The following is a 25,089-nucleotide window of genomic DNA, read 5'->3' as shown; positions in this document are numbered from 1 at the left end:
TCGCGAGAAGGGTTGGCTACAAGGCGCCAGCTTGCGCCATGCGGGCGATCAGCAAGGGGCGGCCAATCCACATAACCATATCATCAAAGGTGGTGCTCGGATCGCCGGCCTCGTAAGTCGCGTCGCTGCCGGACTCGTAGCTGGTGTTGGCGCCGTTGGGGGTCAGGTCGGGGCCGGTGGCGTAGACCAGTGCGACAGCGGTGGTGTTTTTCAGTACGTCGCTGCCGGTATAGGACGAGACGGTGATCTCGTTACCGTTGTGATCAATGACTTTGATTTCGTCCTGATACGCCGTGTTGGCGCGGATCCTGGCGCCCGGTTGGGCACTGCTGAAGCCGAGATCGACGCGGTAACGGAAGTGGCCGGTCCACGGGTCCGATTCGGCTTGGCGGGGCAGGCCCCAGGCGTCAAAGGCAGGGAGGCCGAGTGTTCGCCACGGCAGTATGCCTTCGGTGGTGACGACGCAGTTGTTGGTGGCGGCGTCGAACTCTTCCTCGCCATAACGGGCGTCGAGGGGGTTCTTGCGGGTGCCTGGACAGGGCAGCCGGCCGTGGACGATGGCGTAGCCGATGAGTGCGGCGTGGATGTTGTCGAGCATTGTCGCCGTCTGCTCGCGACGCTCGGCGGCCAGGCGTGCGCTGAAGGGCACGACCAGCGCCGCGGCGAGGACGGTGAGGATCAGCAGGACGATGGCCAGCTCGGCGAGGGTAAAGCCAGCCTGGCGGTGCGATGGTGTCGGACTCATTGCACGCATTGGATCACATCGGTGGCGGGGAAGGCGCCGTCGTACACGTTCGGGCCAGAGAGCGGGGTGCCCGCTGTGACGGCGGACACATTACCCCCTTCAAAGAATGCGGCGGTATCGACGATGCCGTCCGAGCGATTCTGGGTGGGCAAGCGGTGGCCGGCAAAGGCCACGGCCGCGATGCACTGACGCGGGATGCCCGAGCCGTCGTCCCACTGAAGGCAGGCGCTGCCATCTGCGCAGCGCAGGTAGCGGATCTGGCCTTGCCAGCTTTTGGCGAGTGCGTGTGCATCGTTGTATGCCTGCTCGGCGGCGTTTACAGTTGGCGTTGAAAAGGGCGCGGGAAGCTCGCCGATATCGATCAAACCGACAGAAGTGAAAGCGACTGGCGGAAGCGCCGCGATGGGCGAGGCGGTCTTGACGTTGGTCAGCGCGGTTTTCAGATTGGTGTTCATGGTGTTGAGAAAGGCGGCGAAATCGGCGCGCGCCAGCAGCTTGGCGTCAAAGATGTCGTCTGCCGATATCCAGGCGACGCTGTCGTTGTTTGTCTCGTCGGCTGGTCGCCCGCGGGTCAGTGTGGTGATGACCGAAGACGGTGAGCTGGTGGCGCCTTCGAGGTAGGCCTGTAAGGCCGTCGCGGCATCGGCGTCGCCGCCACAGCGGCGGCTGGAGCTGCTGCGGGCTTGTCCGGTGAGTGGGCGACCCGGGGAAAAAACGACCGCCGACGCAAATTGATCGCCATAGATGGCAGGGTTGAGCGTCCGGCTGCCGTCCGAAATGTCGAACTGGCCGGGGGTGTCCCAATCCATGCGCGCGCCCTTGGGGTTGTTCTTGAAGGGGCCTGACACGACGTACCACAGGCACTCGCCGTAGCCGTCGCGCAGCGGCGGCAATCCCAGGGTGCGATAGGGCAGGCGGCCGATGGCGAAATTGTCCTGGCTGCCGCACACCGGCGCGGCGTTGCCATCGCTGAGGGCGGAGTTGGTGTCGGGGCAGGGCAGGTAGCCAACGCTCTGGCCGGGGTGCGTGAGGTGGTAGCTTTGCGCGTAACCCAGCAGCGCGGCGCGGGCCTGGGCGAGCGCCGCTGTGGTGGTTTGCTGGCGCTGGGCGGCGACCCGGTCGGACAGTGTGGTGCCGCCGAGCACCACCGACAGGCCACCAATGAGCAGCAGCACCAGCAGCGCCGGGAGGATGAGGCCGCGTTGCCGTGAGTGCATCACCGGTGCCGCTTGATATGCATGGCCGGCGGCGCGTCGTCGAGGGGCTCGCCCACCTTTCGCCACACGGGCACACCACGCGGGTCGATGACCCGGGCTTGATGGTTGCTGGCGGGGATGTCCTGACGTGCTTCGCCATTGACCCATACCGTTGCCCGGCCGTCATTGCGGCGGACGATGCCGTTGACCTGTGCCGGCGGAATCTGCGCGCTCGGGACTTCGTGCCGATCCATGGCGCTGCGTTCTGCCGGGGTGAAGAACAGCCGGCCCAACGGCGTGTCGGCCTGCGCACTGCCGGCCGCCATCAGCGCCAAAGCCAGCGCGAGCAGTGGTATGCGGCGGGCGCTCATGCGGGCGCCTTCGGCAACAGCGTGAGCCAGCGCAGCTCGCACGCGCCGTCCAGATCGGTACTGTCGGCGCGGCGACTGAGATCGCAGCTCAAGGGCAACACCAGCGCGGTGTCGACGCGGCGCAGTTGATCGAGCATGCCGAGCAGCACGTCGGTATGGCGGACCCGCAGCGTCAGGCGCATGCGGCTTTCCATCCAGAGCAGCGCGCCATGGGCGTCCTTGTCGAGTTTGCGCTGGGGCAGGATCTCGTAGCTGATGACGTCGATGCCCAGCTGGCGGCGCGTGGCGTCGAGCATCTCCACCCAGTCGAGCCGGTGCTCGGGCCCGATCAGACCGCGCCGGGCCAGTGTCTCGTAGCGGGCCAGGGTGTCGCGCACGCTGTGCTCATCAGTGCGCGCTTGCAGGAGCTGGCGATTGGCGAGACTGTGCCGCTGCTCGGCGAGCTCGTGTGCCCGCGTGGCGAGCCGCGATTCAGACTGGGCGTACCACACCGCCGCGCCGCCGAGCGCGATGAGGGCGCTGGCCAGCAGCAGTGGCCAGCGCAGCAGACGCATGTCCTGCCCGCGGATCATTGGCCGGCTCCCAGCGCAAAGCTCACTTCAAGCGTGGGGGCTTGCGGCTGTCCGGCCGGGTCGGTGCTGCTGCGGAAGGCGCGATCGGATTGCAGCTCGACCGGCATGCGCGTGACACGCGCCGCCATGCCCGGCCGACGGGCGAGGTCAGCCAGAAACTGCTCGGCGGTGTCGACCATGACGCGCCGGTCGACCGCCATTTGCGGGGGCAGACTCAGTTTGGCGGTGCCCTTCGATGGCGTGTCGCCTGCATCCGATTGCCACTGGATGCTTTGCAGTGCGAGCTCCGGCGTGGCGTCCAGCGCTGCCGACAGATGATTCAGCCAGGGTCGCGGCGAGGCCTTGCCGGCTTGAAACGCATCGAGGGCGTGGAAGGCGTCGCGCAGATCGTCAAGCGGCGCCGGCAGCGTGGGCAGGGCGGCCTGAAGCTGGCTGAGGTTGTGCTGTGTGGATGCCGCGTCGCTGCGCAGTTGCTCGGTGCTTGCCTTGATCGATTCGGTGTCGAACCAGAGCTTGCCGGCAAACAGCAGGGCCGCCGCAAACAGCGCCACGCCTGCGCCGACGATGGCCTGGCGGGCCTGCCACACGCGGAAGAAGCGCCGCTCGTTGGCGGGCGCCAGTTGCAGCAAACCGCTCTCGCGGGCGATCCAGTGCAGCATCAAGGGGGTTGCGTCGCTGCCGCTGACGGGCGCGTTCAGGCCGATCTTGCGGCTCAGTTCGGCGATGTCGGCGCGGTGATAGATGCGCTCGTCGGAGGTGTTCAGAATCGGCGCCAGGTGGGCGTGGTCGGCCGCGTCGCTGAGGATATACACCGGGAGCTGGCCGTTGCGCGGCAGCATGCGCTGGCTGATCAGGTAAGAGTGGGTCTTGAGGATCTCGCCTGCACAGCGCGCCGCGGTGTCGGGTGTGATGGCATTCAGGTTGGGAGCGAGCCGGCTGAAGCGTAGATGGCCTTGGTCAACGAAGGTCTGGCGCATGCCGCCGGGGGCGTAGGTGACCAGCAGGCAGCGCTCGGCCGGGGCGGCCAGGCGCTGGATGAGGCTGTCGATGACCAGCGCGACCGAATGGATGCCGGTCAGTGGCGCGTTGACCACGCGCAGCACCTGCAGCCAGGGCTCGACGACGGCCGGCCGGGTCAGCGCAACGAATAGGAAGCGCTCGTCGCGTCGCCGCCCGTTGCGATCGATGCCGCGGGAAAGCGCGCCGCTGAACGGGGTGCCAAAGAAGGCCTGGCTCCGCTTGCGCTCGAGCATGGCGGTGCGATCGGGCCCGCGCACGCTGGGCAGGGTGTCAGCGTGAAACCCTTCTTCGACCACGTCGACCAGCAAGGTATACAGCCCCGAGCCGGCGCGTCGCACGGCCTCGGCAAAGGCCTTGATGCCCTCGTCGTCGGCGGTGTAGCGGCCGGTCGGCACCACACTGCCGTGCTGCCAGCGGAAGCTGTGCAGGGCGTTGGCGTCGAGATAGAGCAGGTGGCGAACAGGCATGGGCTATAGGGGGAGCTGGGTGATGATGTCGTAGACCGGGCCCAGCACGGCCATCATGATGCCCAGCAGGATCGCACCGAGCACGACCATCAGCAAGGGTTCGATGATCGCTTGCAGGCGGTCGACCGCTTCGCGGACGTCGCGGTCGTAGAAATAATTGACGTTGGCCAGCGCCGTGTCGAGCGCGCCGGTGTTTTCGCCGACCCGCAGCATGCGCACCACCAGCGGCGGAAACAGCGGCGTGGCGGCGAAGGCGCTGGACACGCTATGGCCTTCGGCGATGCGATCGCGCACACGGCTCAGCGCGTCGGCGACCAGGGTGTTGCCGGCCACGGTTTCGGCCGATTTGAGCGCGTTGACGATGGGAATGCCGGCACCGTACATCATGGAGAACAGGCCGGCGAAGCGGGCCAGGATGATCTTGCTGCGGATGGGGCCAATCAGCGGCAGGGCGAGCATCAGCCCGTCCCAGCTGCGCTTTGCTGACGGACTGCGCTGAATGGCGAGCCGCAGGCCGGTGGCCGTGGCGGCTACGACGAGCAGCAGCAGCCACCACCAGTCGGCGAGCAGCTCGGAGGCGCCGATCAGCAAGCGGGTCTGCAGCGGCAGCGTCTGGCCGGCAAGGCGGAACAGGCTGCCCAGTTGCGGCACCAGGAACAAGAGCGCGACGGCCAGTGCGGCGAGGATGATGGTGGACACGATGATGGGGTAGATCACCACACGTCGGCCAAAGGCGGCGAGTTCGTCCTCGCGCTTGATGCTTTCCATGATTTCGCGCAGCACGCGAGGCAGTTGCCCCGAGGTTTCGCCGGCGCGCAGCAGGGCGCAGAACACGGTGTCGAACACGTGCGGGTAGTCTTCGGCGGCGTCGGACAGGTTGCGGCCGCCCTCGATGCTTTCGACCAGACCGGCGACGACCTCGCGGAAGCGGGCGTGTTCGGTTGAGTCACGCAGGTCGGCCAGGCCTTCGAGAATCGGTACGCCGGCGCGGGTCAGCTGTTCGAGGTGGAAGCAGAAATTGATCAGTTCGCGGCGCGGGATGGGGGCGTTGTGCCAGGCGCGTGCGCCCTTGAGCGTGTTGCCATTGATGAAATCCAGATCCATGCGCTTGAGGCGCATCTCCAGATCGACCAGATTCGCCGCGTCCATTTCGCCGCGCACATGGCGCCCGTCGGGGGTGATCGCTTTATAGGCGAACATCACCATCGGCCCCGCCCGCTCAGACCATCCGCTCGGTCAGATCGACCACGCGGGCAAGTTCATCGAGGGAGGTGACGCCGTCGAGTACCCGGCGGATACCGTCTTCGGCCAGCGCGCGAAAGCCCTTGGCGCGCGCCGCGTTGCGGATTTCCCGGATGCTGGCGCGGCGGGCGACCAGATCGTCCATGTCGCTGTCCATGCGCACCAGCTCCATGATGGCGGTGCGCCCGCGGTAGCCCTGGAACTCGCAGCGGGCACAGCCCTTGGCGCGATAGAGCGTGGGCAGGCCGCGCTCCTGCGTATGGTTGATGAGGCGGTTTTCCCATGCCTCGGGCGCATAGGCTTCGCGGCAGTGGGGGCACAGTTTGCGGACTAGCCGCTGCGCCACGATGCCGATGATGTTGCCGGCCAGCAGCTCGGGCGAGATGCCCACATCCATCAGGCGGGCCACTGCGCCGATGGCCGAGTTGGTGTGCAGGGTGGAATACACCTGATGGCCGGTCATGGCGGCGCGGAAGGCCATTTTCGCGGTGTCGGTATCGCGGATTTCGCCGACCAGGATGATATCCGGGTCCTGGCGCAGCATGGCGCGGATGCCGTCGGCAAAATCGAGTTTGACTGCCTCGGATACCGAGGTCTGACGAATCATTCCCATCGGGTATTCGACCGGGTCTTCGAGGGTCATGATGTTGACCCCCTCGGCGTTGATATGGCTGAGGATCGAATACAGCGTGGTGGTTTTGCCGCTACCGGTGGGGCCGGTGACCAGGATCAGCCCCTCGGGGCGGGCGATCATCAGCTTGAGCAGGTCGAGCTGCGCATCAGACAGGCCGAGGCCATCGAGCGGGACAATGCCTTTGTGGCGGTCGAGCACGCGCAGAACGATGTTTTCGCCATGGATGGTGGGTTGCACCGAGACGCGAAAATCCACCGGACGGCCGCTGATGTTGAGCGAGATGCGACCGTCTTGCGGCGCCCGCGTTTCGGCAATATTGAGTCCGGCCATCACCTTGACCCGCACCGCCATGGCCGCCCAGTAGGACTTGTGCAGCGAGCGTACCTGGCGCAACAGGCCGTCGATACGGTAGCGGATGCGCAAAAAGGCGGCTTCAGGTTCGAAGTGGATGTCCGAGGCGTCGCGCTTGACCGCGTTGGCCAGCAGCGCGTCGATCAGCCGAACTACCGGCTGGCTGTACTCGTCGGTGGTGGCCGACAGTGAGCGGACGTCGATCTCGCCGGTTTCGATCTCATGCAGGATGCCGTCGATCGACAGCTGGTGGCCGTAGTACTGGTCGATTGCGCGGGAGATCTCCGAATCGCCGGCCAGCAGCGTGTCGATGATGATGTCTTCCGCCAGCAGACCGCGCAGGATGTCCAGCGCGACCACGTCGTTGATGTCGCCGATGGCGACGGTCAGGCGGTTTTCAGCGGCATTGAAATGCAGCGGCAGCAGGCGATGGCGCTTGGCCAGCTCTTGCGGCACGAGGGCCAGCGCGTCGGGGTCGGCGATGGTGTTGGCCAGATCGACACTTTGCTTGCCCAGACTCTCGGAGAGGGCGTCGCGCAGGGCGGCTTCGGAGACAAAACCCAATTCGATCAGCAAGCGCCCGAGCGGGTGGTCGACGCGGCTTTGTTCCTGCAAGGCAATGCGCAGCTGGTCTTCGCTGATCAGCCCGGTGGCGATCAGGGTCTGGCCCAGCGGCGCGTGGCCCTGTGCTTGCGGGGCGTTCATTGCAGCGCCTCGGCAAGGGCATCGCGGCGCGCACGCACGGGCGCCGGGTCGAATACCGTGGGACGGTCCTGTGCGGCGTCGAGTGCGCGGCTGTAGTAGTCCCGCGCCAGCCGGCGTTCGCCGAGCTGATCGAGGCTGACCGCGAGATTGAACAGGTAGTCCGGGCTGTCGGGGTTTAGCGTGTGGGCTTGAAAATAGGCTTGCTGTGCCTCGGCCCAGCGGCCTTGTTCGGCCAGCACATTGCCCAGCGAAAACGCGGCGCTGCCCGATTCGGGCTGCTTGGCCAGCGCCTGGCGCAGGCTGGCTTCGCGGTCTTCGGCCGGGCGTTGCCCCGCCGCGCTCAGGCCGGCGACGGCATGGGCGTTGTTGGGGTTGGCCGCCAGCGCGCGCCGGAACCATTGCGCTGCCCGGTCGTTGTCGCCTTGGTGCAGGGCGATGGCGCCCAGCCCGTTGAGGGCGTCGGTGCTGTTGGGGTCTTGTTTCAGATACTGCTGATAGCGCCGGTGTGCCGTGGCCAGATCGCCCGCAGCGTAGGCCTCGTAAGCGCTGGACAGGCCCGCGGGGACGGCCGGGGCGGCCGCCTGGGTGCGACGAAACTGTGGCGTGGTGGCGCTATCCGGCGCGGCGGCCTGGGGCGGCGTGGCAGCGGCCCCCAGGGCGCCACGCTGCGGCTGGCGAATGGGCGCGGGGGCGGCGGCGACCGTCGCGACAGGCGGCGCCGGCAGCGGCGCGGCCGCGGCCGGCGGAGGTGTCGGCGCAATGGCGTGTGCCGTCGGCGGCGGCGTTCGGGCGGCCATCGGGGCGGGCGCAGGCCGGGGGCTGGGCCATTGCCACCACACATAGGCCACGATGCCGAGCGCCGCGAGCAGACCGATGCCGCCGATCCAGCGCAGGTGGGTGTGCTCGCCGCTCGTCTGTTTGACGGCAAAGAGATTGGCGGCTGCGGCGCGATCGGTGTTGGCTTGCGCGTCGGCCGCGGCGGGCTCGGGCAGGGCAATCGGCGCGATGGGTTCGAGGCTGAGTTCGTCGATCGTCGCTTGCGCGTCGGTGTCGCGCGCCTGGGTGCGGTCTTGTTCTGCCTTGCGCAGGGCGTCGATCAGCAGGCTCATGGACGCAGCGGCAGCGGCGCGCTGGGTTCGCTGTCGAAATTGCGGTTGCCAGGCACGGGGTTGCGGGCGAAGAAAGTGGCGTCGGGCAGGTGTTCAGCCAGATTGGCGGGGAGCGGACCGTCGCCGACCATGATCGGGCGCAGGAAGATCACGAGTTCGGTTTTTTGGGTGGCGTTGTCGCGCGAGGTGAATACTTCGCCGAACAGGGGCACCGAGCCGACCAGCGGGACGCGACCGGTTTTGTAGTCGATGCGGTCTTCCATGAGGCCGCCCAGCACCGCGACCTGGCCGCTGCGCAGGCGCAGCACGGATTCGATTTCGCGGGTGCGGATCTGTGGCACCAGGTTCTTGATGTTGGCCGCGGCCAGATTGGGGTTGGGGTCTTCTTTGAGGTCAGAGATGCTGGAGATGGTCGGGCGCACATTGAGCGTGATCTCGCCGGTGTCGGACACCTGCGGGGTGATCGACATCACCAGCCCGACCGACACCGACTGTGGCGTGGTGGTGAAGGTGGTGCGGCTGTCGACATTGGCGGTGGAGACGGTCTCGGCCTTGACATTGAAGTACACGAATTCGTCGACGACCTTGAGCATGGCGGTTTGGTTGTTGAGCACCGACAGCCGCGGGCTGGACAGCACCTTGACCGTGCCGAAGGCTTCAAGCAGGTCGATATCGATCGACAGGTTGTTGCTTAGATAGGTGATCGAGAACGGTGTGGTCGAACTGCCGACGTTGCTGCCCAGGCTGGGGCGCTGGAAGCCGAAGTTGGTGCCGCCCAGGTGTGACCAGTCGATGCCTTGCTGGTAGCCATCGTTGAGTGAGACCTCGACGATGGTCGCCTCGATCATGACCTGACGCCGGGCGGAGGCCGCCACGCGGTCGATGAAGTCGCGCACGCGGGCGTGCTGGCGCGCCGTGGCGCGGGCGTTGATGACGCCGGTTTCGCGGTTGATGATGACCGACGCGGCCTCGCGGAAACCGCCCGGGGTGTCGCCTTCTTTGGTGGCGGGCGTGGCGGGGAGGACCTTGTCGGTTTCCTTGAGCAGATCCTGGATGTTCTTTTCGATCGACACCCAGAACTGGTTGAGCGAGGTGTTCTCGATCCGGATGCTCGAGATGTTGCCGCCGCCCTGCGCAGTCGTTGCGGCCGTGCCCGACTGGGTGGCGATCTGAGTGTTGGTGGCAACGGTGCCGGTGACCGCGCGGCTGATGTTCACATAGTCGATCTTGTAGGCGCGCAGGAAGGGCGTGTCGGGCATGACGACCAGGTTGGGGCCGTTTTGCTCGTAGCGCATGTCGACCTGATGGCTGATGCGCTCGAGCAGTTGCGGCAGCGTCTGGTTGATGGCGTTGAGTGTGACCCGGCCGGCCAGACCCGCGTGGACGTCGACATTGAGCTTGGCGTCGCGCGCCAGGGCGAACAGCAATTCACGCACATCGACATCGCGCACCACCACCGAGTAGGTGTCGGCTTTGACGGCGGGTTTGGGCGGGGGCAGCGTAAAGCTGCGCTGGACCGGGGCCGGAATCGGCGCGGCGATGGGGGTGACTGCGGCCTGGACATCTTCGGTCTTGAGATGGCCTCGCGGCGTCGCCGGCTTGGGAGCCTGCGCGCACGCGGCAAGCAGAGTGGGCAGCAACAGGGCCAGCGCGGTGCGTGTTTTCATTCAGGTGCCGTCGTGGATAGCCCGCTCATGTTAAACGTTTGTGCTTGAACTTCAATCCTTTCGTGCGGCAATGAAACAATCGTTTGGCATTAGCGCAGGCGCCGTGCCTGGCGGATGTAGGCGTTGTCGCGATAGCTCCCCGGCAGCGCCCGCATCGCCGCCAAGGCCTCTTGCTCGGTGGCGTAGCTGCCCATGATGACGCCGACACGGTGACGGTCGCCAAGGTGTGCGCTGTAGATACGGATCTGTTCTGACGGCAGGGCGTTGCGGGCGGCCTCGAGCTGCCGCTCCAGATCGCCGTAGTCCAGATTGGTATTGGTATGGAGCTGGATGAACCACTGTGTGTCCGGTGCGCTGGCCATCCAGGCCGCCTGGTCCGTCAGCGCGGCTTGGGCGAGCGGGCCGAATTCCGGCACGGCAGACGCGCTTGCAGGCTCGATAGCTAGGGCCGGGGCGGCGGTCACCATGGCCGCCGTTGAGCGCTCGGTGACCGTGGCCAGGGTGACCGTTGGTTCAGTGACGTGTGGCGCAGTGATTTCCTTTGATGTTGCGGGTGCTGCCACTGGGGGCGGGGTGGCGGCGCGTACGGTCGGCTCGTTGGCCGGGTGCGCCCTGGTGTCGGCAGGCACGGGCGCTTGCGGGGCGACGGCCACCGCGGGCGTGCGCTGCGGCGTGGCAGTCGGTGGCGTGACGACGGCTGCCGGCTTGTTGGGTGCCCTGGGGGCCGTGGCGATAACCACGGGGGCCGGTGCTTCAACCGGTGGTGCGACCTCGGATGGCGCGCTGGTCGCGACGCTTGTTGTTGGCGGTGTGCTCAGCGGGGTGTCGTTCAACCAGCGGGGGATGACGACTGCGGCCATCGCGCCCGCGGCGGCGGCAACGATCAGCGGCCAGACGGCACGGCGCTGCGTTGGCGGTGCGTACTCGGCGTCATGGGCGGCCGCGGTGACATGGCTGGGGGCGATGACATGGCGGTTCTGGCTGAAGGCGGCGAGCAGGGATTTGTCGGCCAGCACGTTCACCCGGCGGGTCAGGCCGGCGGCAATGCGGGCGATCTGGCGCGCCGCGGCGGGGCTGAACACGGCCGGGCCGCGGTAGCCGGCGGCATGCATCCGAAAATCGAGGTAGGCGGCGACTTCGTCGGGTGCCAGGGGGCTGAGCCGGAAATGATGAGTGATGCGATCCTTGAGCGGGCGCATGTCGCGGGTGTCGAGCAGGGTGTCGAGCTCGGGCTGGCCGAACAGCACCAGCTGCATCAGTTTGTGGCGGCCGGTCTCCAGGTTGGACAGCAGGCGGATCTGTTCGAGCGAGGCGGCCGGCATGGCGTGGGCCTCGTCGATCAGCACGACCACGCGCCGACCGTCGGCGTGGCGGCGCACCAGGTCTTCTTGCACGGCGCCGAGCACCGCGCCCGAGCGCTCGCTACCCAGCGACAGGCCGAGTTCGGCGGCAATGGCGATCAGCAGGTCATCGGGGGCCAGGCTGGGGTTGGCGAGGTAGACCGTATCCACAGTGTCCGGCAGGCGTTCGATCAGCACCCGGCAGACCATGGTCTTGCCTGCGCCGACTTCGCCGCTGACCTTGACGATGCCTTCGTCGTGCAGCACGGCATAGACCAGGGCATCGACCGTCGCGCCGCGTTGGGCGCCGGTGAAGAAGAAGTCGGTGAGCGGGGTGAGGCGGAAGGGGGCTTCGCGCAGGCCGTAGTGGTCGAGGTACATGGCGGTGGCTTACTGAACGACGGTGCCCTGCGGCCGGGGCAGGCTGAGGGAGTCCATGCGGTTGTACAAGGTGGTGCGGTTGATGCCCAGCAGGCGGGCGGCTTTGCTGACATTGCCGTCGGCCATGCGCAGGGCGGCTTCGACATAAGCGCGCTCCTGCTCACGCAAGGCGTCGTCGAGGCTGAAGTCGGCGTGGTTTTCGAGCTGCTGCATGGCGTCGGCCACGATGGCGTCGAAGTCGCTGGTGAGCGGCGCGGCGCTGGGGGCGTCGTCGTGGCCGCTCTGGTCAAGCTCGTCGGCCAGTTGGGCGGGGGTGACACTGGCGCCCGGGTGCTTGGTCTGCAGGCGGATGACGATGTTTTTCAGCTCGCGCACGTTGCCGGGAAAGGCGTAGTCGAGCCACCGCGCGCGGGCGGCTTCGTTGAGCGTGAAGGCGGGCTGTCGGGTTTGGGCGGCGAAGCGCGCACGGAAGTGGTCGAGCAGGAGTAGACGGTCGCGACCCAGATCGCGCAGCGGGGGCACGCGCAGGGTAAATACACTGAGCCGGTGGTAGAGGTCGGCGCGGAAGCGCCCGCCATGGACTTCGGCGCGCAGGTCGCGATTGGTGGCGGCCAGCACGCGCGCCCGGCTGAATCGGGGCTGGGTTTCGCCGACGCGCTGGAATTCGCCGTTTTCGAGCACCCGCAGTAGTTTGGGTTGCAGCTCGAGCGGGAGCTCACCGATTTCGTCGAGCAGCAGGCAGCCGTCGCCAGCCTCTTCAAAATAGCCCGCGCGCTGGCCGGCCGCACCGGTGAAAGCGCCGCGGGCATGCCCAAACAGCGCCGCTTCGATCAGGGTGGGGGCGATGGCGGCGCAGTTAAGGGTCAGAAAGGGCTTTTCGCGACGGGTGCTGGCGGCGTGAAGCTGTTTGGCAACGCGTTCTTTACCGGCGCCGGACTCGCCTTCGATCAGAATCGGAAAGGGCGCGTCGGCAAACTGCTGGATCCGGTCGAGCACCGTGTGCATGGCCGGGCTGTAGCCGATCAGGCCTTCGTCGGTGGTTCGGGCGCCGGGGGCGCCGCCGGCCTCGAGCGCGTCGTGCAGGATTTTCCGCAGATAGGCCGGGTCGGCCGGTTTGGCAACGAATTCGAGCGCGCCCAGGGTGCGGGCATGGCGGGCGTTGCCGTCGTCGCTTTGCCCCGAGAGCACGATGATCTGCATGCGCGGGGCGTGGGCGAGGAGGTCGCCAATGAGCGCGAAGCCTTCGTCGGCGCGATGCGGCGCCGGCGGCAGGCCGAGGTCTACCAGCGCCAGTGGCGGCGGTGACGGCAGGGCGCGCACCAGATCGATGGCCTGGCGCCGGGTGGGCGCGGCCAGGATGTGAAAGTCCGACTCCAGCAAGGCGCTGAGCGTTTCAACGATGAGGGCGTCGTCGTCGACGATAAGCAGGTCAGGCAGCGGCGGCATGGGTTTTGGGCTTTCCGGGGCAAGGGCTGCGGACGATTCAGTGTAGCGGAATCGACACACTGTCGTCGTGATGCGCTGCCGCATCTTGACGGCATGCAGGGAGGGCTCTGATAGAATGCCGCTTTTCCAAGGATATCAGAGCGTTTGGTGGCAAATAGCGGGCAAGAAGCGCTGGTCGATCTGCGGCAGGTGCGATTCGCGTACGGCGATCGCGAAATCCTGTCGGGCATTGATCTGACCGTACATCGCGGGCAAGTGGTCGCCATCATGGGTGGCAGCGGCTGTGGCAAGACCACGCTGCTGCGTCTGATCGGTGGTCAACTCAAGGCCTCGGCGGGCAACGTGCAGGTCGCAGGGCAGGACATCGGTGCCCTGAATACGGGGCAACTGTATGCCTTGCGTCGCCGCATGGGCATGTTGTTCCAGTTCGGGGCCTTGTTCACCGATATGTCGGTGTTCGACAACGTGGCGTTTCCGCTGCGAGAACATGCACGCCTGCCCGAATCGATGCTGCGTGACCTGGTCTTGATGAAGCTGCAGGCGGTTGGCTTGCGTGGCGGCCATGCGCTGATGCCCACGGAGCTGTCCGGCGGCATGGCGCGGCGGGTGGCGCTGGCGCGGGCGATTGCGCTGGACCCGATGCTGATCATGTACGACGAGCCCTTTGCCGGCCTCGACCCGATCTCGCTGGGCGTCATCGGTCAGCTGATTCGTCGTCTCAACGACGCGCTGGGTGCGGCCTCCATCATGGTGACCCATGACGTGGCCGAGTCCTTGTCGATTGTCGACTATGTCTATTTCGTGTCGGACGGGCGCATCGTGGCCAAGGGCACCCCGGAGGAAATTCGGGCGTCGAAGGATGATTTCGTGCATCAGTTTGTCCACGCCGAACCCGACGGTCCGGTGCCATTCCACATGAAGGCCGCGCCGATCGGTGAGATGTTGATGGGCGAGGGGGCGCGATGATCCGCAAGCTGGGGGCGATGGTTATTGACGGCGTTTGGCGCCTGGGGTTTGCCACCCGTTTTCTGTTCTTGCTGTTGCGCTACTCGGGGCAGTCCTTTCTGCGCCTGCACCTGACCTTGCGCGAGATTTACTTCAGCGGTGTGCTGTCGCTGTTGATCATTCTGGTGTCCGGCCTGTTTGTGGGGCTGGTGCTGGGCTTGCAGGGCTACGAAACGCTGCAGCGTTACGGCTCGAGCGAGGCCTTGGGGGTGTTGGTGGCCTTGTCGCTGACCCGTGAACTCGGGCCGGTGGTGGCCGGCTTGCTGTTTGCCAGTCGGGCGGGGTCGGCGGTGACTGCCGAGATCGGCCTGATGAAAACCACCGAGCAGCTCAAGGCGATGGACATGATGGCGGTCAATCCGATCGCCCGTGTGGCTGCGCCGCGCTTCTGGGGCGGGGTGATTTCGATGCCCATCCTGGCGGCGCTGTTCTCTGCCATGGGCATTCTTGGCGGCTGGTTGATCGGGGTGGCCTTCATCGGCGTCGATGACGGCGCGTTCTGGTCGCAGATGCAGGCAGCGGTAGACATTCGCTATGACATCATCAATGGTGTGATCAAGAGTTTTGTGTTCGGTGTGGCGGTGTCGCTGATTGCCGTCTTCGAGGGTTACGACTGCGTGCCCACGGCCGAAGGGGTTTCGCGGGCGATTACCCGCACTGTGGTGAGTTCGGCGCTGGCCATTCTGGCGCTGGATTTTGTACTGACATCTTTCATGTTCCGGGGCTAGTCATGAGCCGCTCAACCATCGACCTGTGGGTCGGTATTTTTGTCTTGATGGGCTGCGCCGCCATTTTGTTTCTGGCGCTCAAGGTGGGCAATCTGTCCGCGTCGAGTTTTGCCGAGAACTATACGATCGAGGCCAGTTTCAGCAATATCGGCGGACTCAAGGTCCGCGCGCCGGTCAAGGTGGCGGGCGTGGTGGTCGGGCGGGTGTCCGATATTCGCTACGACAACGAACGCTTCGAGGCCGTGGTGAGTCTGACGCTCGACAGCCGTTACAGCTTTCCGCGCGACACGATTGGCGAAATCCTGACCTCGGGTTTGCTCGGGGAGCAGTACATCGGCCTGGAGCCGGGGGGCGACGAGCGCGCACTAAAGGCGGGCGATTCGCTCAAGATTACGCAGTCAGCGGTCGTTCTAGAGAAACTGATTGGCCAGTTTCTGTTTAACAAAGCGGCCGAAGCGCCGCAGCAGTGAATTCGGGTGAACGAATGACAATAACCAAAACGCTACGACAGCCACTGCTGGCCGTGATGGGCGCGCTGGTGCTGGGCGGCTGCGCCTCCACGAGCGACGATCCGCGTGATCCGTGGGAAGCTTACAACCGCGCCATGTACTCCTTCAACGAGGGCGTGGACAAGACCGTGTTCAAGCCGCTCGCGATTGGCTATGACGAGGTGGCGCCGCTACCGGTCAAGGTCACGATCGGCAATTTCTTCGGCAACATCGAGGACGTCTGGACCGGCTTGAACAACCTGCTGCAAGGCAAGGGTGGCGATGGCATGTCGGATCTTGGCCGCGTGCTGATCAACTCGACACTGGGTATTTTTGGCGTCTTTGACGTGGCCACCGAGATGGGCATCGAGAAGCACGATGAGGATCTCGGACAAACGCTGGCGGTCTGGGGCGTGGGTGACGGTCCGTACTTCGTGGTGCCTTTCTTCGGCCCGCGCACGCTGCGCGATGCCGCAGCCCTGCCGGCGGACCTCTACGGCAATAGCTGGGCGCAGCCCGCCGATATCGCTGCGCGCAATTCGGCGACCGGGCTGAAGCTGGTGCACACCCGTGCCACGCTGCTGGGCGCCGATCGGGCGGCCTCGCAGGGCAGCCTCGATAAATACGTCTATATCCGTGACTTCTATTTGCAGCAACGCCGCTACGAAGTCTACGACGGCCAGCCGCCGCGGGAGCGTTTTGATGACGCGCGTGCGCCGGCGGTGGAACATCATGCGATCCACGCCATCGAAGCTGATGGTGTGGCAGTGGGCGCGATGCGTCTGGAGTTGGCGGGGCTGACGGGAAGCCGCCCCTGATTGAAGCAAATGCGGGACTTAAGTGAAATGAAGATGTTTGGACGTAATACCCTGATGACGGGGCTGATCTGTCTGGCCAGCATGACGGCATGGGCGGCGCCTTCGCCCGATGCGCTGGTGCGTACCGTGATGGACGAGGTGCTCGAGATCGTGCGCTCGGACGAGGCCATCCAGTCGGGTGATGCCTCGCGCGCCGCAGGTCTGGTCGATGAGAAAGTGCTGCCGCATTTCGACTTCCGGGTCATGACCTCGCTGGCCGTCGGCCGTGATTGGCGTCAGGCCACCCCGGCACAGCGCGATCGCCTCGTCGAAGCCTTCCGTACGCTGCTCGTGCGGACCTACTCCAATGCCTTGACCCAGTATCGCGACCAGCATATCGACTTCAAGCCGCTGCGCGCCAAGCCCAATGACACGGATGTGACTGTGCGCACCGAAGTGCGCCAGCCGGGCGCCAAGTCGATCGAGATCGATTACGCGCTCGAAAAGCAGGGCGATCACTGGAAGGTCTATGACGTGGTCGTCGCCGGCGTGTCCTTGGTGACCAACTACCGCAGTTCCTTCAGTAGTGAAATTCGCAGTAGCGGTATCGACGGCCTGATCAAGGCGCTGGAAGCCAAGAACGCTGGCCTGGCTGGCAACGCGAAGTGAGTGAGGCGGTGCCACAGTCTTGCTGGCAGCCGACGACGGCGCTGACCTTCGATACCGCCGCCGCCATGCGCGAAGATGCGCGTCGCGTGTTGACCGACGGCGCGCTGCGAATCGATCTCTCCGGTGTGCCGGAGGCCGATTCGGCCGCGCTCGCGTTGCTGCTCGATGTCTGTCGCGAAGCCGCAGCGCGGCATCAGGCTATCGACATCGTCAGCATGCCGGCAGGGCTGCGCAGTCTGGCCGATTTGTATGGCGTGACCGAACTGCTCCCGACGGGCGACTCGACCGCGGCATGAGCGCACCCGCCATTCGTATCGCCGGGGTGCGCAAGCGCTACGGTCAGCTCAAAGCGCTCGACGGGATTGATCTTGAGGTGCAGCAGGGCGAGTTTTTCGGCCTGCTCGGCCCCAATGGCGCCGGCAAAACCACGCTCATTTCCGCGTTGGCGGGGCTCACCCGTGTGGACGAGGGCGAACTCGCCGTGATGGGGCACGACGTGGTTGCCGATTACCGGCAGGCGCGCCGCAAGCTGGGCGTGGTGCCGCAGGAACTGGTGTTCGACCCCTTCTTCTCGGTGCGTGAGGCGCTGCGCTTGCAGTCGGGTTACTTCGGTATCCGCCGCAACGACACCTGGATCGATGAAATCCTCGCCAGTCTCGACCTCGCCCACAAGGCTGACGCCAACATGCGCATGCTCTCGGGTGGCATGAAGCGGCGGGTGCTGGTGGCGCAGGCGCTGGTGCATCGCCCGCCGGTGATCGTGCTCGACGAGCCGACCGCCGGGGTCGATGTGGAGTTGCGCCAGGGGTTGTGGCAGTTCATTCGCCGGCTCAATCGTGATGGTCACACCATTGTGCTGACCACCCATTACCTCGAAGAAGCACAGACGCTGTGCAACCGAATCGCCATGCTCAAGGCGGGGCGGGTGGTGGCACTCGACACCACCGACAACCTGCTCGCGCGCTTCGCCTCGCGTGTCCTGCGCGTGCGTCTGAGCGCCCCGGTCGGGCTGGACTTTCTGCCCGGCGCCCGCGATGCCGGGCATGGCTGGGTCGAGATTCCCTTCGAGTCCTACGGTGAAGTCGAAGACATGCTGTCGCGCATTCGTTTGACCGGTGGGCAGGTGGAAGACATGGTGCTCGGCGAGCCGGATCTCGAAAAAGTCTTCATGGGGGTCATGCATGAGGCCTGAGACCGTGCGTTTCGCCGGGTTTCGCACCCTGTTGTACAAGGAAGTGCTGCGCTTCTGGAAAGTGTCTTTTCAGACCGTAGGCGCGCCGGTGCTCACCGCGGTGCTGTATCTGCTGATTTTTTCGCATGTGCTCGACCGTCATGTCACGGTCTATGGCGACGTACCCTACACCGTCTTTCTGGTGCCGGGCCTGGTGATGATGTCGGTGCTGCAGAACGCCTTTGCCAACACCTCGTCGTCGCTCATCCAGAGCAAGATCACCGGCAACATCGTGTTCATGCTGCTGCCACCGATCAGCTATCGCGAGTTCTTTGCCGCCTATGTGCTGGCGGCGATCGTGCGGGGCGCCTTCGTTGGGACGGGCGTGATTCTGGTCTCGCTGCTGATGGTGTCGCTGCCGGTGGTCGCACCGGCCTGGATCATTGTGTTTGCGTTGCTCGGCGGCGCGATTCTGGCCTCCTTCGGCATGATCGCCGGCATCTGGGCCGACAAGTTCGATCAGCTCTCGGCCTTTCAGAACTTCCTGATCATGCCGCTGACCATGCTCTCCGGCGTGTTCTACTCGATTCACTCCTTGCCGCCCGTCTGGCAGACGGTGTCGCACCTGAACCCGTTTTTCTACATGATTGACGGTTTCCGCTATGGCTTCTTCGGCCAGTCCGATGTGTCGCCCTGGGTCAGCCTGGGCGTGGTCTCGGCCTGTTTCGTGGTGCTGGCCATCCTTACCTTGTCGATGCTCGCGCGCGGCTACAAATTGCGCGCCTGAGCGCCCGATGCCTTACCATTCGCGGTCTGATCGATCGCAGCAGGAAGACCTGACATGTTTGAAGCTACCGAAATTACCCGCCTGATCCAGCAGGGCCTGCCCTGCGACTACGTCCAGATCCAGGGCGACGACGGCGTTCACTTCACCGGCGTGGTGGTCAGTGCCGAGTTCGCGGGCAAGCCGAAAGTGCGCCAGCATCAGGCGGTGTACGCCACGCTGGGACCGTTGATGGGCAACGAAATCCACGCCCTCCAGTTGCAGACTTACACGCCCGAGCAGTGGGCGAGCGTGCGTCAGGAACTGGGGCTGTAAGCGCACATGGACAAGTTGCTGATTACTGGCGGCACGCGCCTGACCGGCGAGGCGCGCATCTCAGGCGCCAAGAACGCGGCGCTGCCGATTCTCTGCGCGGCCTTGCTCACGCGCGAGCCGGTGACTTTCACCAATGTGCCGCAGCTGCAGGACATCCGCACGCTGCTCGCGCTGATCGCCCAGATGGGCGTCAAGATCGACCGCGATGAAGCCGCTGGCACGGTCACGCTGGACGCCGGCGAGCTGAACAATCCGGTCGCCCCGTACGAGCGGGTCAAGACCATGCGCGCCTCCATTCTGGTGCTCGGCCCGCTGGTCGCGCGCTGCGGCGAGGCGCGGGTCAGCCTGCCCGGCGGTTGCGCCATCGGCGCGCGGCCGGTGGACCAGCACATCAAGGGCCTGCAGGCCATGGGCGCGCAGGTCAAGGTCGAGCACGGCGACATCCATGCTGAAGTCACCCGCCTGAAGGGCGCCCGGCTGTTCACCGACATGGTGACCGTGACCGGCACCGAAAACCTGATGATGGCGGCCTGCCTGGCCGACGGCGAGACGGTGATCGAAAACGCCGCACGCGAACCCGAGGTGGTCGATCTGGCCAAGTGCCTGATGGCCATGGGCGCCCGCATCTCCGGCGCCGGCACCGATGTGATCCGGGTGCAGGGCGTGGATGCGCTGCATGGCGCAACCCACCAGATCATGCCCGACCGCATCGAGACCGGCACCTACTTGTGCGCGGCGGCGGCCACCGGCGGCGATATTCGCCTCACCGGCACCTCCTCGGCTTACCTCGATATCGTGGTCGACAAGCTGCTCGACGCCGGTTGCGAGATCGATGTCGAGCGCGACGAGATCCGTCTGCGCGCGCCCAAGCGCCTCAAGGCCGTCAGTTTGCGCACTGCGCCGTATCCCGCGTTCCCGACCGACATGCAGGCGCAGTTCATGGCGATCAATTGCGTGGCCGAGGGCACGGCGGTGATTCGCGAGACGATTTTCGAAAACCGCTTCATGCATGCGGTCGAGCTGCAACGCCTGGGCGCCGATATCCGCATCGACGGCAACACTGCAGTAGTGACTGGCGTGGCGCGCCTCGACGGTGCCACCGTGATGGCCACCGATCTGCGCGCCTCTGCGAGTTTGGTGGTGGCCGGGCTGGTGGCTGAGGGCGAGACGTTGATAGAGCGCATCTATCACCTCGACCGTGGCTATGAGCATCTGGAGCAGAAGCTCAGCGCGCTGGGCGCGCAGGTCAGGCGGCAGGCCTGAGGCTCCGGTAAAATCCGTTTTTTGTACGAACTCGAGGAATTCCTGTGTCCGGCATCACGATCGCCCTGTCCAAGGGTCGCATCTTCGAAGAGACGCTGCCGCTGTTGGCGGCGGCGGGTATTACGCCGACCGACGATCCGGAGAAGTCCCGCAAGCTGATCATCGGCACCAACCGGCCGGATGTGCAATTGGTCATCGTGCGCGCCAGCGATACGCCGACCTATGTGCAATACGGCGCGGCCGACCTCGGCATTGCCGGGCGCGACGTGCTGATCGAGCACGGTGGCGCCGGCCTGTATCAGCCGCTGGATCTGAACATCGCGCGCTGCCGTGTGTGCGTGGCGGTGCGCAAGGGCTTTGACTATGCCCGCGCCTCGCAGCCGGGCAGCCGCATCCGCGTCGCGACCAAGTACACCAAAATTGCACGGGAGCACTTCGCCAGCAAGGGCGTGCACGTCGATCTGATCAAACTCTATGGATCGATGGAGCTGGCGCCGCTGGTCGGGCTGTCCGACGCGATTGTCGATCTGGTCTCCACCGGCAACACGTTGCGCGCCAACAACCTTGAAGCGGTCGAAGACATCACCACGATCAGCTCTCGCCTGGTGGTCAATCAGGCGGCGCTCAAGGTCAAACGCGAGCTGTTGCAGCCGGTGATTGACGCCTTTGCCGGAGCGGTCAAACCATGAACGCATCGCAGATCCGCCGTCTCGATTCCCGCACCCCCGATTTTCTCGCCACCCTCGACGCCTTGCTGGCTTTCGAGAGCGGCACCGACTCGCAGATCGAAAACGCGGTCACCGACATTCTCGCGGCGGTGCGCACGGTCGGCGATCCGGCCGTGATCGACTACACCTGCCGCTTTGACCGGCTGGATGTGAATCACATGTCGGCGCTCGAGCTGCCCCGGCATGCGCTGGACGATGCCCTGGCAACGCTGCCCGAAGCGCAGCGTGCGGCGCTCGAAGTGGCCGCCAGCCGCGTTGAAGCCTATCACCGCCGGCAGATCGCCGAATCCTGGGATTACACCGAAGCCGACGGCACCCGTCTGGGGCAGATCGTGACCCCGCTGGACCGTGTTGGCCTGTATGTGCCCGGCGGTCGGGCGTCCTATCCGAGTTCGGTGCTGATGAACGCGATCCCGGCCAAGGTGGCCGGGGTGGGCGAGCTGATCATGGTCGTGCCGACGCCGGATGGCGAACGCAATCCGCTGGTGCTGGCCGCGGCGGCCATCACGGGCGTCGATCGCGTGTTCACCATCGGTGGCGCCCAGGCGGTCGCCGCGCTGGCCTATGGCACGCAGACCATTCCGCAGGTGGACAAGATCGTTGGCCCGGGCAATGCCTATGTGGCGTCGGCCAAGCGGCGCGTGTTTGGCACGGTCGGCATTGACATGGTGGCCGGGCCGTCCGAAGTGCTGGTTATTTCCGACGGCAGCGGCAACCCCGACTGGGTGGCCATGGACCTCTTCGCCCAGGCCGAGCATGACGATCTGGCGCAGTCGATCTTGCTGTGCACCGATGCCGACTTCATTGACGCCGTGGCCGCCTCGATTGCCAAGCTGCTGCCCGAAATGCCGCGTCGCCAGACCATCGCGACGTCGCTCGCCAATCGCGGCGCGCTGATCAAGGTCAGCGATCTGGACGAGGCCTGCACGATTGCCAACCGTATCGCGCCAGAGCACCTCGAACTCTCGCTGGAAAACGCGGAAGACTGGATCAGCAAGATCCGCCACGCCGGCGCGATCTTTGTCGGTCACTGGTCGGTCGAAGCGCTGGGCGACTACTGCGCCGGCCCGAACCATGTATTGCCGACCATGCGCAGCGCGCGCTTCTCGTCACCGCTGGGGGTGTACGATTTCCAGAAACGCACCAGCCTGATTCAGGTGTCCGAGGCGGGCGCTCAGACGCTGGGCCCAATCGCGGCGACGCTCGCCGACGGCGAGGGCTTGCAGGCGCACGCGGCGTCGGCGCGCTATCGGGTGAAAGCGTAGCCCGGATACAGGCCAAAGGCCGGAATCCGGGGCTGGTGTGGTGGTCGGGAAGGGTTTTTCGATGCGGGGCGGTGTGCCCGGCCGGGCCGGTGGCCCCGGATTCCGCTGCGCTGCATCCGGGCTACGGCAGGCTGATTCGGCTTGCCCCGATCACACAACAGGCCGCTGCATGCGGCCTGTTGCCGTTGACGCCGGCGGCGTTACACCAGCGCTTTGAGTGCGTCGACCAGCGCGGCGCATTCCTCGTCAGTGCCGACAGTGATGCGCAGGTAGTCGTCGATGCGCGGCAGTTTGAAGTGACGAACGATGATCGCCTGTTCGCGCAGCGCGGCGGCCAGCGTGGCGCCTGCATGCGCCGGGTGTCGGGCAAAGACAAAGTTTGCCGCCGAGGGCAGCACCTCGAAGCCCAGCGCGGTCAGCGCCTGGTCGAGCCACTCGCGGGTGGCGATGACGCGGGCGCAGCTGTCGCGAAAATGGGGTTCATCCTCGACCGAGGCGATCGCGCCGGCCTGCGCCGGACGGCCCAGCGGGTAGGAATTGAAGCTGTTCTTGACCCGCTCCAGCCCCTCGATCAACTCGGCGCTGCCGATGGCATAGCCGACACGCAATCCGGCGAGTGCGCGTGACTTCGAAAAGGTGCGGGTGACCAGCAGATTGGGGTGGCGATCGACCAGCGGGATGGCCGACTCGCCGCCGTAGTCGATATAGGCCTCGTCCACCACCACCGGTACGTCCGGGTTCGCCGCGAGGATGGCCTCGACGGCGTCGATCGCCAGCAGACGGCCGGTCGGCGCATTCGGGTTCGGGAAAATGATGGGGCCGCCGGCGGCGTAGTCGGCGGGGTCAATTTCGAGGCTGTCGGTTAGCGGGATCGGCGTGTGGGCGATGTCGAACAGCCCGCAATACACCGGGTAGAAGCTGTAGGTGATGTCGGGAAAACGCAGGGGCGCGGCGTGCTTGAGCAGCGCAATGAAGGCATGCGCGAGCACTTCGTCCGAGCCATTGCCGACAAACACCTGCGCCGGGCTGACGCTGTGATAGCGCGCCAGCGCGGCTTTGAGCGCGTCGGAGTTCGGGTCGGGGTAGCGGCGCAGATCCTCGCTGGCGGCGTGCTGGATCGCCTCGACGGCGCGCGGTGACGGGCCGTAGGGGCTTTCATTGGTGTTGAGTTTGACCAGCTTGTCCAGCTTGGGCTGCTCGCCCGGGACGTAGGGTGTCAAACGGCGGGCGGTGTCGCTCCAGAATCGGCTCATGGCGTGGGTTTTAGCGGGCAGTGAAAGAGACAAACTCGGCGTAGGCGATGGTATCATGGCCGCCTTAATCATCAGTATTGGCCGGGTGCCCCAACGCCCGGAAGCCACCATCATGCGGCAAGCCGACGTTACCCGTAATACCCTCGAAACCAAGATTTCGGTGCGGATCAATCTCGATGGCACCGGCGCGGCCGAGTTGAACACCGGCGTGCCGTTTCTGGATCACATGCTTGACCAGATCGCCCGCCACGGCGTGATCGACCTGGCCATCCATTGCGACGGCGACACCTACATTGACGATCATCACACCGTTGAGGATGTTGGTATCACCCTGGGTCAGGCCTTTGCCAAGGCGCTGGGCGACAAGAAGGGCATTCGCCGCTACGGTCACGCCTATGTGCCGCTCGACGAGGCGCTGTCGCGGGTGGTGGTCGATTTCTCCGGCCGCCCCGGGCTGCATTATTTCGTTGAATACACCCGAGCCCGCATCGGCAATTTCGATGTCGACCTGGCACGTGAGTTCTTCCAGGGCTTCGTCAATCACGCTGGCGTGTCGCTGCATATCGACAACCTGCGCGGTGACAATGCGCATCACCAGTGCGAAACCATCTTCAAGGCCTTTGGCCGCGCCCTGCGTGCGGCGGCCGAGGTGGACCCGCGTCTGGCCGGCGTAGTGCCTTCAACCAAGGGCGCACTCTGATTTTCTGCCCCTCCTTATTTGTGTGCGAGCAAAACCATGACTGATGTGGCCGTCATCGACTACGGCATGGGCAACCTGCGTTCGGTAGAGAAGGCAATTGAGCACGTTGCCGGTGGCGCGATCGTGCGGGTGACCGATGATCCGGAGGTGGTCATGCGTGCCGAGCGCGTGGTGTTTCCCGGTCAGGGCGCGATGCCCGACTGTATCGCCGAGCTTGAAGGCCGCGGTCTGCATCAGGCCGTGGTCGAGGCGGCGGCAAAAAAGCCGTTTCTCGGCATTTGCATCGGCCAGCAGATGTTGTTCGATCACAGCCAGGAAGGCGACGTCCCCGGCCTCGGCATTTTTGCCGGCCAGGTGCGCCGCTTCCCCGACGAAAAAATGGTGGATGCCGCCGGGCTGCGCCTGAAGGTGCCGCACATGGGCTGGAACGAGGTGTGGCATCACCGCGAACACCCGCTGTGGCGCGACATCCCCGATGGTGACCGGTTTTATTTCGTGCACAGTTATTACGTCGATTCGGCCGACGATTCGGTGATCGCAGCCCACACGGATTACGGCGTGCGCTTTACCAGTGCCGTGGCACGGGATAACATTTTTGCGGTGCAGTTCCATCCGGAAAAGAGCGCACGCGCCGGCTTGCAACTGCTCACCAACTTCATGCACTGGAACCCGTAAGC

At 65.5% G+C, this 25,089-nt stretch carries 26 protein-coding genes; 14 read left to right on the top strand and 12 right to left on the bottom strand.

Translation table 11 applies throughout. The annotated features are described in order from the left end of the window. Positions 1-16: 16 nt before the first annotated feature. The 11 genes from FHP91_RS07395 to FHP91_RS07345 all read right to left on the bottom strand — a co-directional run bounded on the left by FHP91_RS07395 (position 17) and on the right by FHP91_RS07345 (position 13,246). Positions 17-745 (bottom strand): type II secretion system protein, encoded by a 729-nt coding sequence (locus FHP91_RS07395; protein ID WP_246116251.1) that lies wholly within the window; start codon positions 743-745, stop codon positions 17-19. Beyond that, a complete protein-coding gene (locus tag FHP91_RS07390) occupies positions 742-1,962 on the bottom strand; it encodes a hypothetical protein (protein WP_144308967.1) in 1,221 nt (406 codons plus the stop codon). The genes FHP91_RS07395 and FHP91_RS07390 overlap by 4 nt, the downstream gene beginning before the upstream one ends. Next, positions 1,962-2,312, bottom strand: a complete 351-nt coding sequence (locus FHP91_RS07385; RefSeq protein WP_144308966.1) for a hypothetical protein — start codon at positions 2,310-2,312, stop codon at positions 1,962-1,964. Before FHP91_RS07385 ends, FHP91_RS07390 begins: the two co-directional genes overlap by 1 nt. Continuing rightward, a complete protein-coding gene (locus tag FHP91_RS07380) occupies positions 2,309-2,884 on the bottom strand; it encodes a hypothetical protein (RefSeq protein ID WP_144308965.1) in 576 nt (191 codons plus the stop codon). The genes FHP91_RS07385 and FHP91_RS07380 overlap by 4 nt, the downstream gene beginning before the upstream one ends. After that, the gene (locus FHP91_RS07375) at positions 2,881-4,371 is read right to left on the bottom strand and encodes a hypothetical protein (RefSeq protein WP_144308964.1); all 1,491 of its coding nucleotides are present in this window, start codon (positions 4,369-4,371) and stop codon (positions 2,881-2,883) included. Before FHP91_RS07375 ends, FHP91_RS07380 begins: the two co-directional genes overlap by 4 nt. Positions 4,372-4,374: 3 nt before the next feature. Further along, on the bottom strand, positions 4,375-5,571 hold the full coding sequence (locus FHP91_RS07370; protein WP_246116250.1) for a type II secretion system F family protein: 1,197 nt from the start codon (positions 5,569-5,571) through the stop codon (positions 4,375-4,377). Positions 5,572-5,590: 19 nt separating this feature from the next. Next, the gene (locus FHP91_RS07365) at positions 5,591-7,303 is read right to left on the bottom strand and encodes a GspE/PulE family protein (RefSeq protein ID WP_144308963.1); all 1,713 of its coding nucleotides are present in this window, start codon (positions 7,301-7,303) and stop codon (positions 5,591-5,593) included. Further along, positions 7,300-8,412: a tetratricopeptide repeat protein gene (locus FHP91_RS07360; RefSeq protein WP_144308962.1), complete on the bottom strand. Its 1,113-nt coding sequence runs from the start codon at positions 8,410-8,412 to the stop codon at positions 7,300-7,302. The genes FHP91_RS07365 and FHP91_RS07360 overlap by 4 nt, the downstream gene beginning before the upstream one ends. Continuing rightward, a complete protein-coding gene (gene mshL / locus FHP91_RS07355; protein ID WP_144308961.1) occupies positions 8,409-10,079 on the bottom strand; it encodes a pilus (MSHA type) biogenesis protein MshL in 1,671 nt (556 codons plus the stop codon). Before mshL ends, FHP91_RS07360 begins: the two co-directional genes overlap by 4 nt. A gap of 89 nt (positions 10,080-10,168) precedes the next feature. Further along, the gene (locus FHP91_RS07350) at positions 10,169-11,800 is read right to left on the bottom strand and encodes an AAA family ATPase (protein ID WP_144308960.1); all 1,632 of its coding nucleotides are present in this window, start codon (positions 11,798-11,800) and stop codon (positions 10,169-10,171) included. Between the two features lie 9 nt (positions 11,801-11,809). Continuing rightward, the gene (locus tag FHP91_RS07345) at positions 11,810-13,246 is read right to left on the bottom strand and encodes a sigma-54-dependent transcriptional regulator (RefSeq protein WP_144308959.1); all 1,437 of its coding nucleotides are present in this window, start codon (positions 13,244-13,246) and stop codon (positions 11,810-11,812) included. 147 nt (positions 13,247-13,393) lie between these two features. Here FHP91_RS07345 and FHP91_RS07340 point away from each other — a divergent pair, with 147 nt between their 5' ends. From FHP91_RS07340 to hisD, 12 genes are read left to right on the top strand one after another with little or no spacing between them, the layout of a single operon-like run. Further along, complete coding sequence (locus tag FHP91_RS07340) at positions 13,394-14,212, top strand: ABC transporter ATP-binding protein (RefSeq protein ID WP_186301477.1); 819 nt, start codon at positions 13,394-13,396, stop codon at positions 14,210-14,212. Beyond that, a complete protein-coding gene (mlaE, locus tag FHP91_RS07335; protein WP_144308957.1) occupies positions 14,209-14,979 on the top strand; it encodes a lipid asymmetry maintenance ABC transporter permease subunit MlaE in 771 nt (256 codons plus the stop codon). The genes FHP91_RS07340 and mlaE overlap by 4 nt, the downstream gene beginning before the upstream one ends. Before the next feature lie 2 nt (positions 14,980-14,981). Then, positions 14,982-15,449, top strand: coding sequence for an outer membrane lipid asymmetry maintenance protein MlaD (gene mlaD, locus FHP91_RS07330; protein ID WP_144308956.1), 468 nt, complete (start codon positions 14,982-14,984; stop codon positions 15,447-15,449). A 56-nt stretch (positions 15,450-15,505) separates the two neighbouring features. Then, complete coding sequence (locus FHP91_RS07325; protein ID WP_246116249.1) at positions 15,506-16,285, top strand: MlaA family lipoprotein; 780 nt, start codon at positions 15,506-15,508, stop codon at positions 16,283-16,285. Positions 16,286-16,318: 33 nt separating this feature from the next. Then, entirely contained in the window at positions 16,319-16,933 is a 615-nt protein-coding gene (locus FHP91_RS07320; protein ID WP_391527563.1) for an MlaC/ttg2D family ABC transporter substrate-binding protein, read from the top strand. Positions 16,934-16,941: 8 nt separating this feature from the next. Continuing rightward, entirely contained in the window at positions 16,942-17,229 is a 288-nt protein-coding gene (locus FHP91_RS07315; protein ID WP_246116248.1) for an STAS domain-containing protein, read from the top strand. After that, complete coding sequence (locus FHP91_RS07310) at positions 17,226-18,125, top strand: ABC transporter ATP-binding protein (protein ID WP_144308953.1); 900 nt, start codon at positions 17,226-17,228, stop codon at positions 18,123-18,125. Before FHP91_RS07315 ends, FHP91_RS07310 begins: the two co-directional genes overlap by 4 nt. Further along, positions 18,115-18,891 carry an ABC transporter permease gene (locus FHP91_RS07305; RefSeq protein ID WP_144308952.1) on the top strand — a complete coding sequence of 259 codons (777 nt, stop codon included), beginning with the start codon at positions 18,115-18,117 and terminating at the stop codon, positions 18,889-18,891. Before FHP91_RS07310 ends, FHP91_RS07305 begins: the two co-directional genes overlap by 11 nt. Positions 18,892-18,945: 54 nt before the next feature. Continuing rightward, positions 18,946-19,203: a BolA family protein gene (locus FHP91_RS07300; RefSeq protein ID WP_144308951.1), complete on the top strand. Its 258-nt coding sequence runs from the start codon at positions 18,946-18,948 to the stop codon at positions 19,201-19,203. Positions 19,204-19,209: 6 nt separating this feature from the next. Continuing rightward, entirely contained in the window at positions 19,210-20,466 is a 1,257-nt protein-coding gene (gene murA, locus FHP91_RS07295; protein ID WP_144308950.1) for a UDP-N-acetylglucosamine 1-carboxyvinyltransferase, read from the top strand. Positions 20,467-20,510: 44 nt separating this feature from the next. Then, positions 20,511-21,155, top strand: coding sequence for an ATP phosphoribosyltransferase (gene hisG / locus FHP91_RS07290; RefSeq protein ID WP_144308949.1), 645 nt, complete (start codon positions 20,511-20,513; stop codon positions 21,153-21,155). After that, complete coding sequence (gene hisD / locus FHP91_RS07285; protein ID WP_144308948.1) at positions 21,152-22,459, top strand: histidinol dehydrogenase; 1,308 nt, start codon at positions 21,152-21,154, stop codon at positions 22,457-22,459. Before hisG ends, hisD begins: the two co-directional genes overlap by 4 nt. 200 nt (positions 22,460-22,659) lie before the next feature. On the opposite strand, the gene hisC is transcribed toward hisD, so the two are convergent. After that, on the bottom strand, positions 22,660-23,712 hold the full coding sequence (gene hisC / locus FHP91_RS07280) for a histidinol-phosphate transaminase (protein ID WP_144308947.1): 1,053 nt from the start codon (positions 23,710-23,712) through the stop codon (positions 22,660-22,662). A 112-nt stretch (positions 23,713-23,824) separates the two neighbouring features. Between hisC and hisB the strand changes: the two genes are divergently transcribed. Together hisB and hisH are read left to right on the top strand one after the other, a co-directional pair. After that, positions 23,825-24,412 carry an imidazoleglycerol-phosphate dehydratase HisB gene (hisB, locus tag FHP91_RS07275; RefSeq protein ID WP_144179394.1) on the top strand — a complete coding sequence of 196 codons (588 nt, stop codon included), beginning with the start codon at positions 23,825-23,827 and terminating at the stop codon, positions 24,410-24,412. A 36-nt stretch (positions 24,413-24,448) separates the two neighbouring features. After that, entirely contained in the window at positions 24,449-25,087 is a 639-nt protein-coding gene (hisH, locus tag FHP91_RS07270; RefSeq protein WP_144308946.1) for an imidazole glycerol phosphate synthase subunit HisH, read from the top strand. Positions 25,088-25,089: the final 2 nt, after the last annotated feature.

The organism is Denitromonas halophila (assembly GCF_007625155.1).
Taxonomy (GTDB): domain Bacteria; phylum Pseudomonadota; class Gammaproteobacteria; order Burkholderiales; family Rhodocyclaceae; genus Nitrogeniibacter; species Nitrogeniibacter halophilus.
This window is presented reverse-complemented; position numbering and strand designations above follow the sequence as displayed.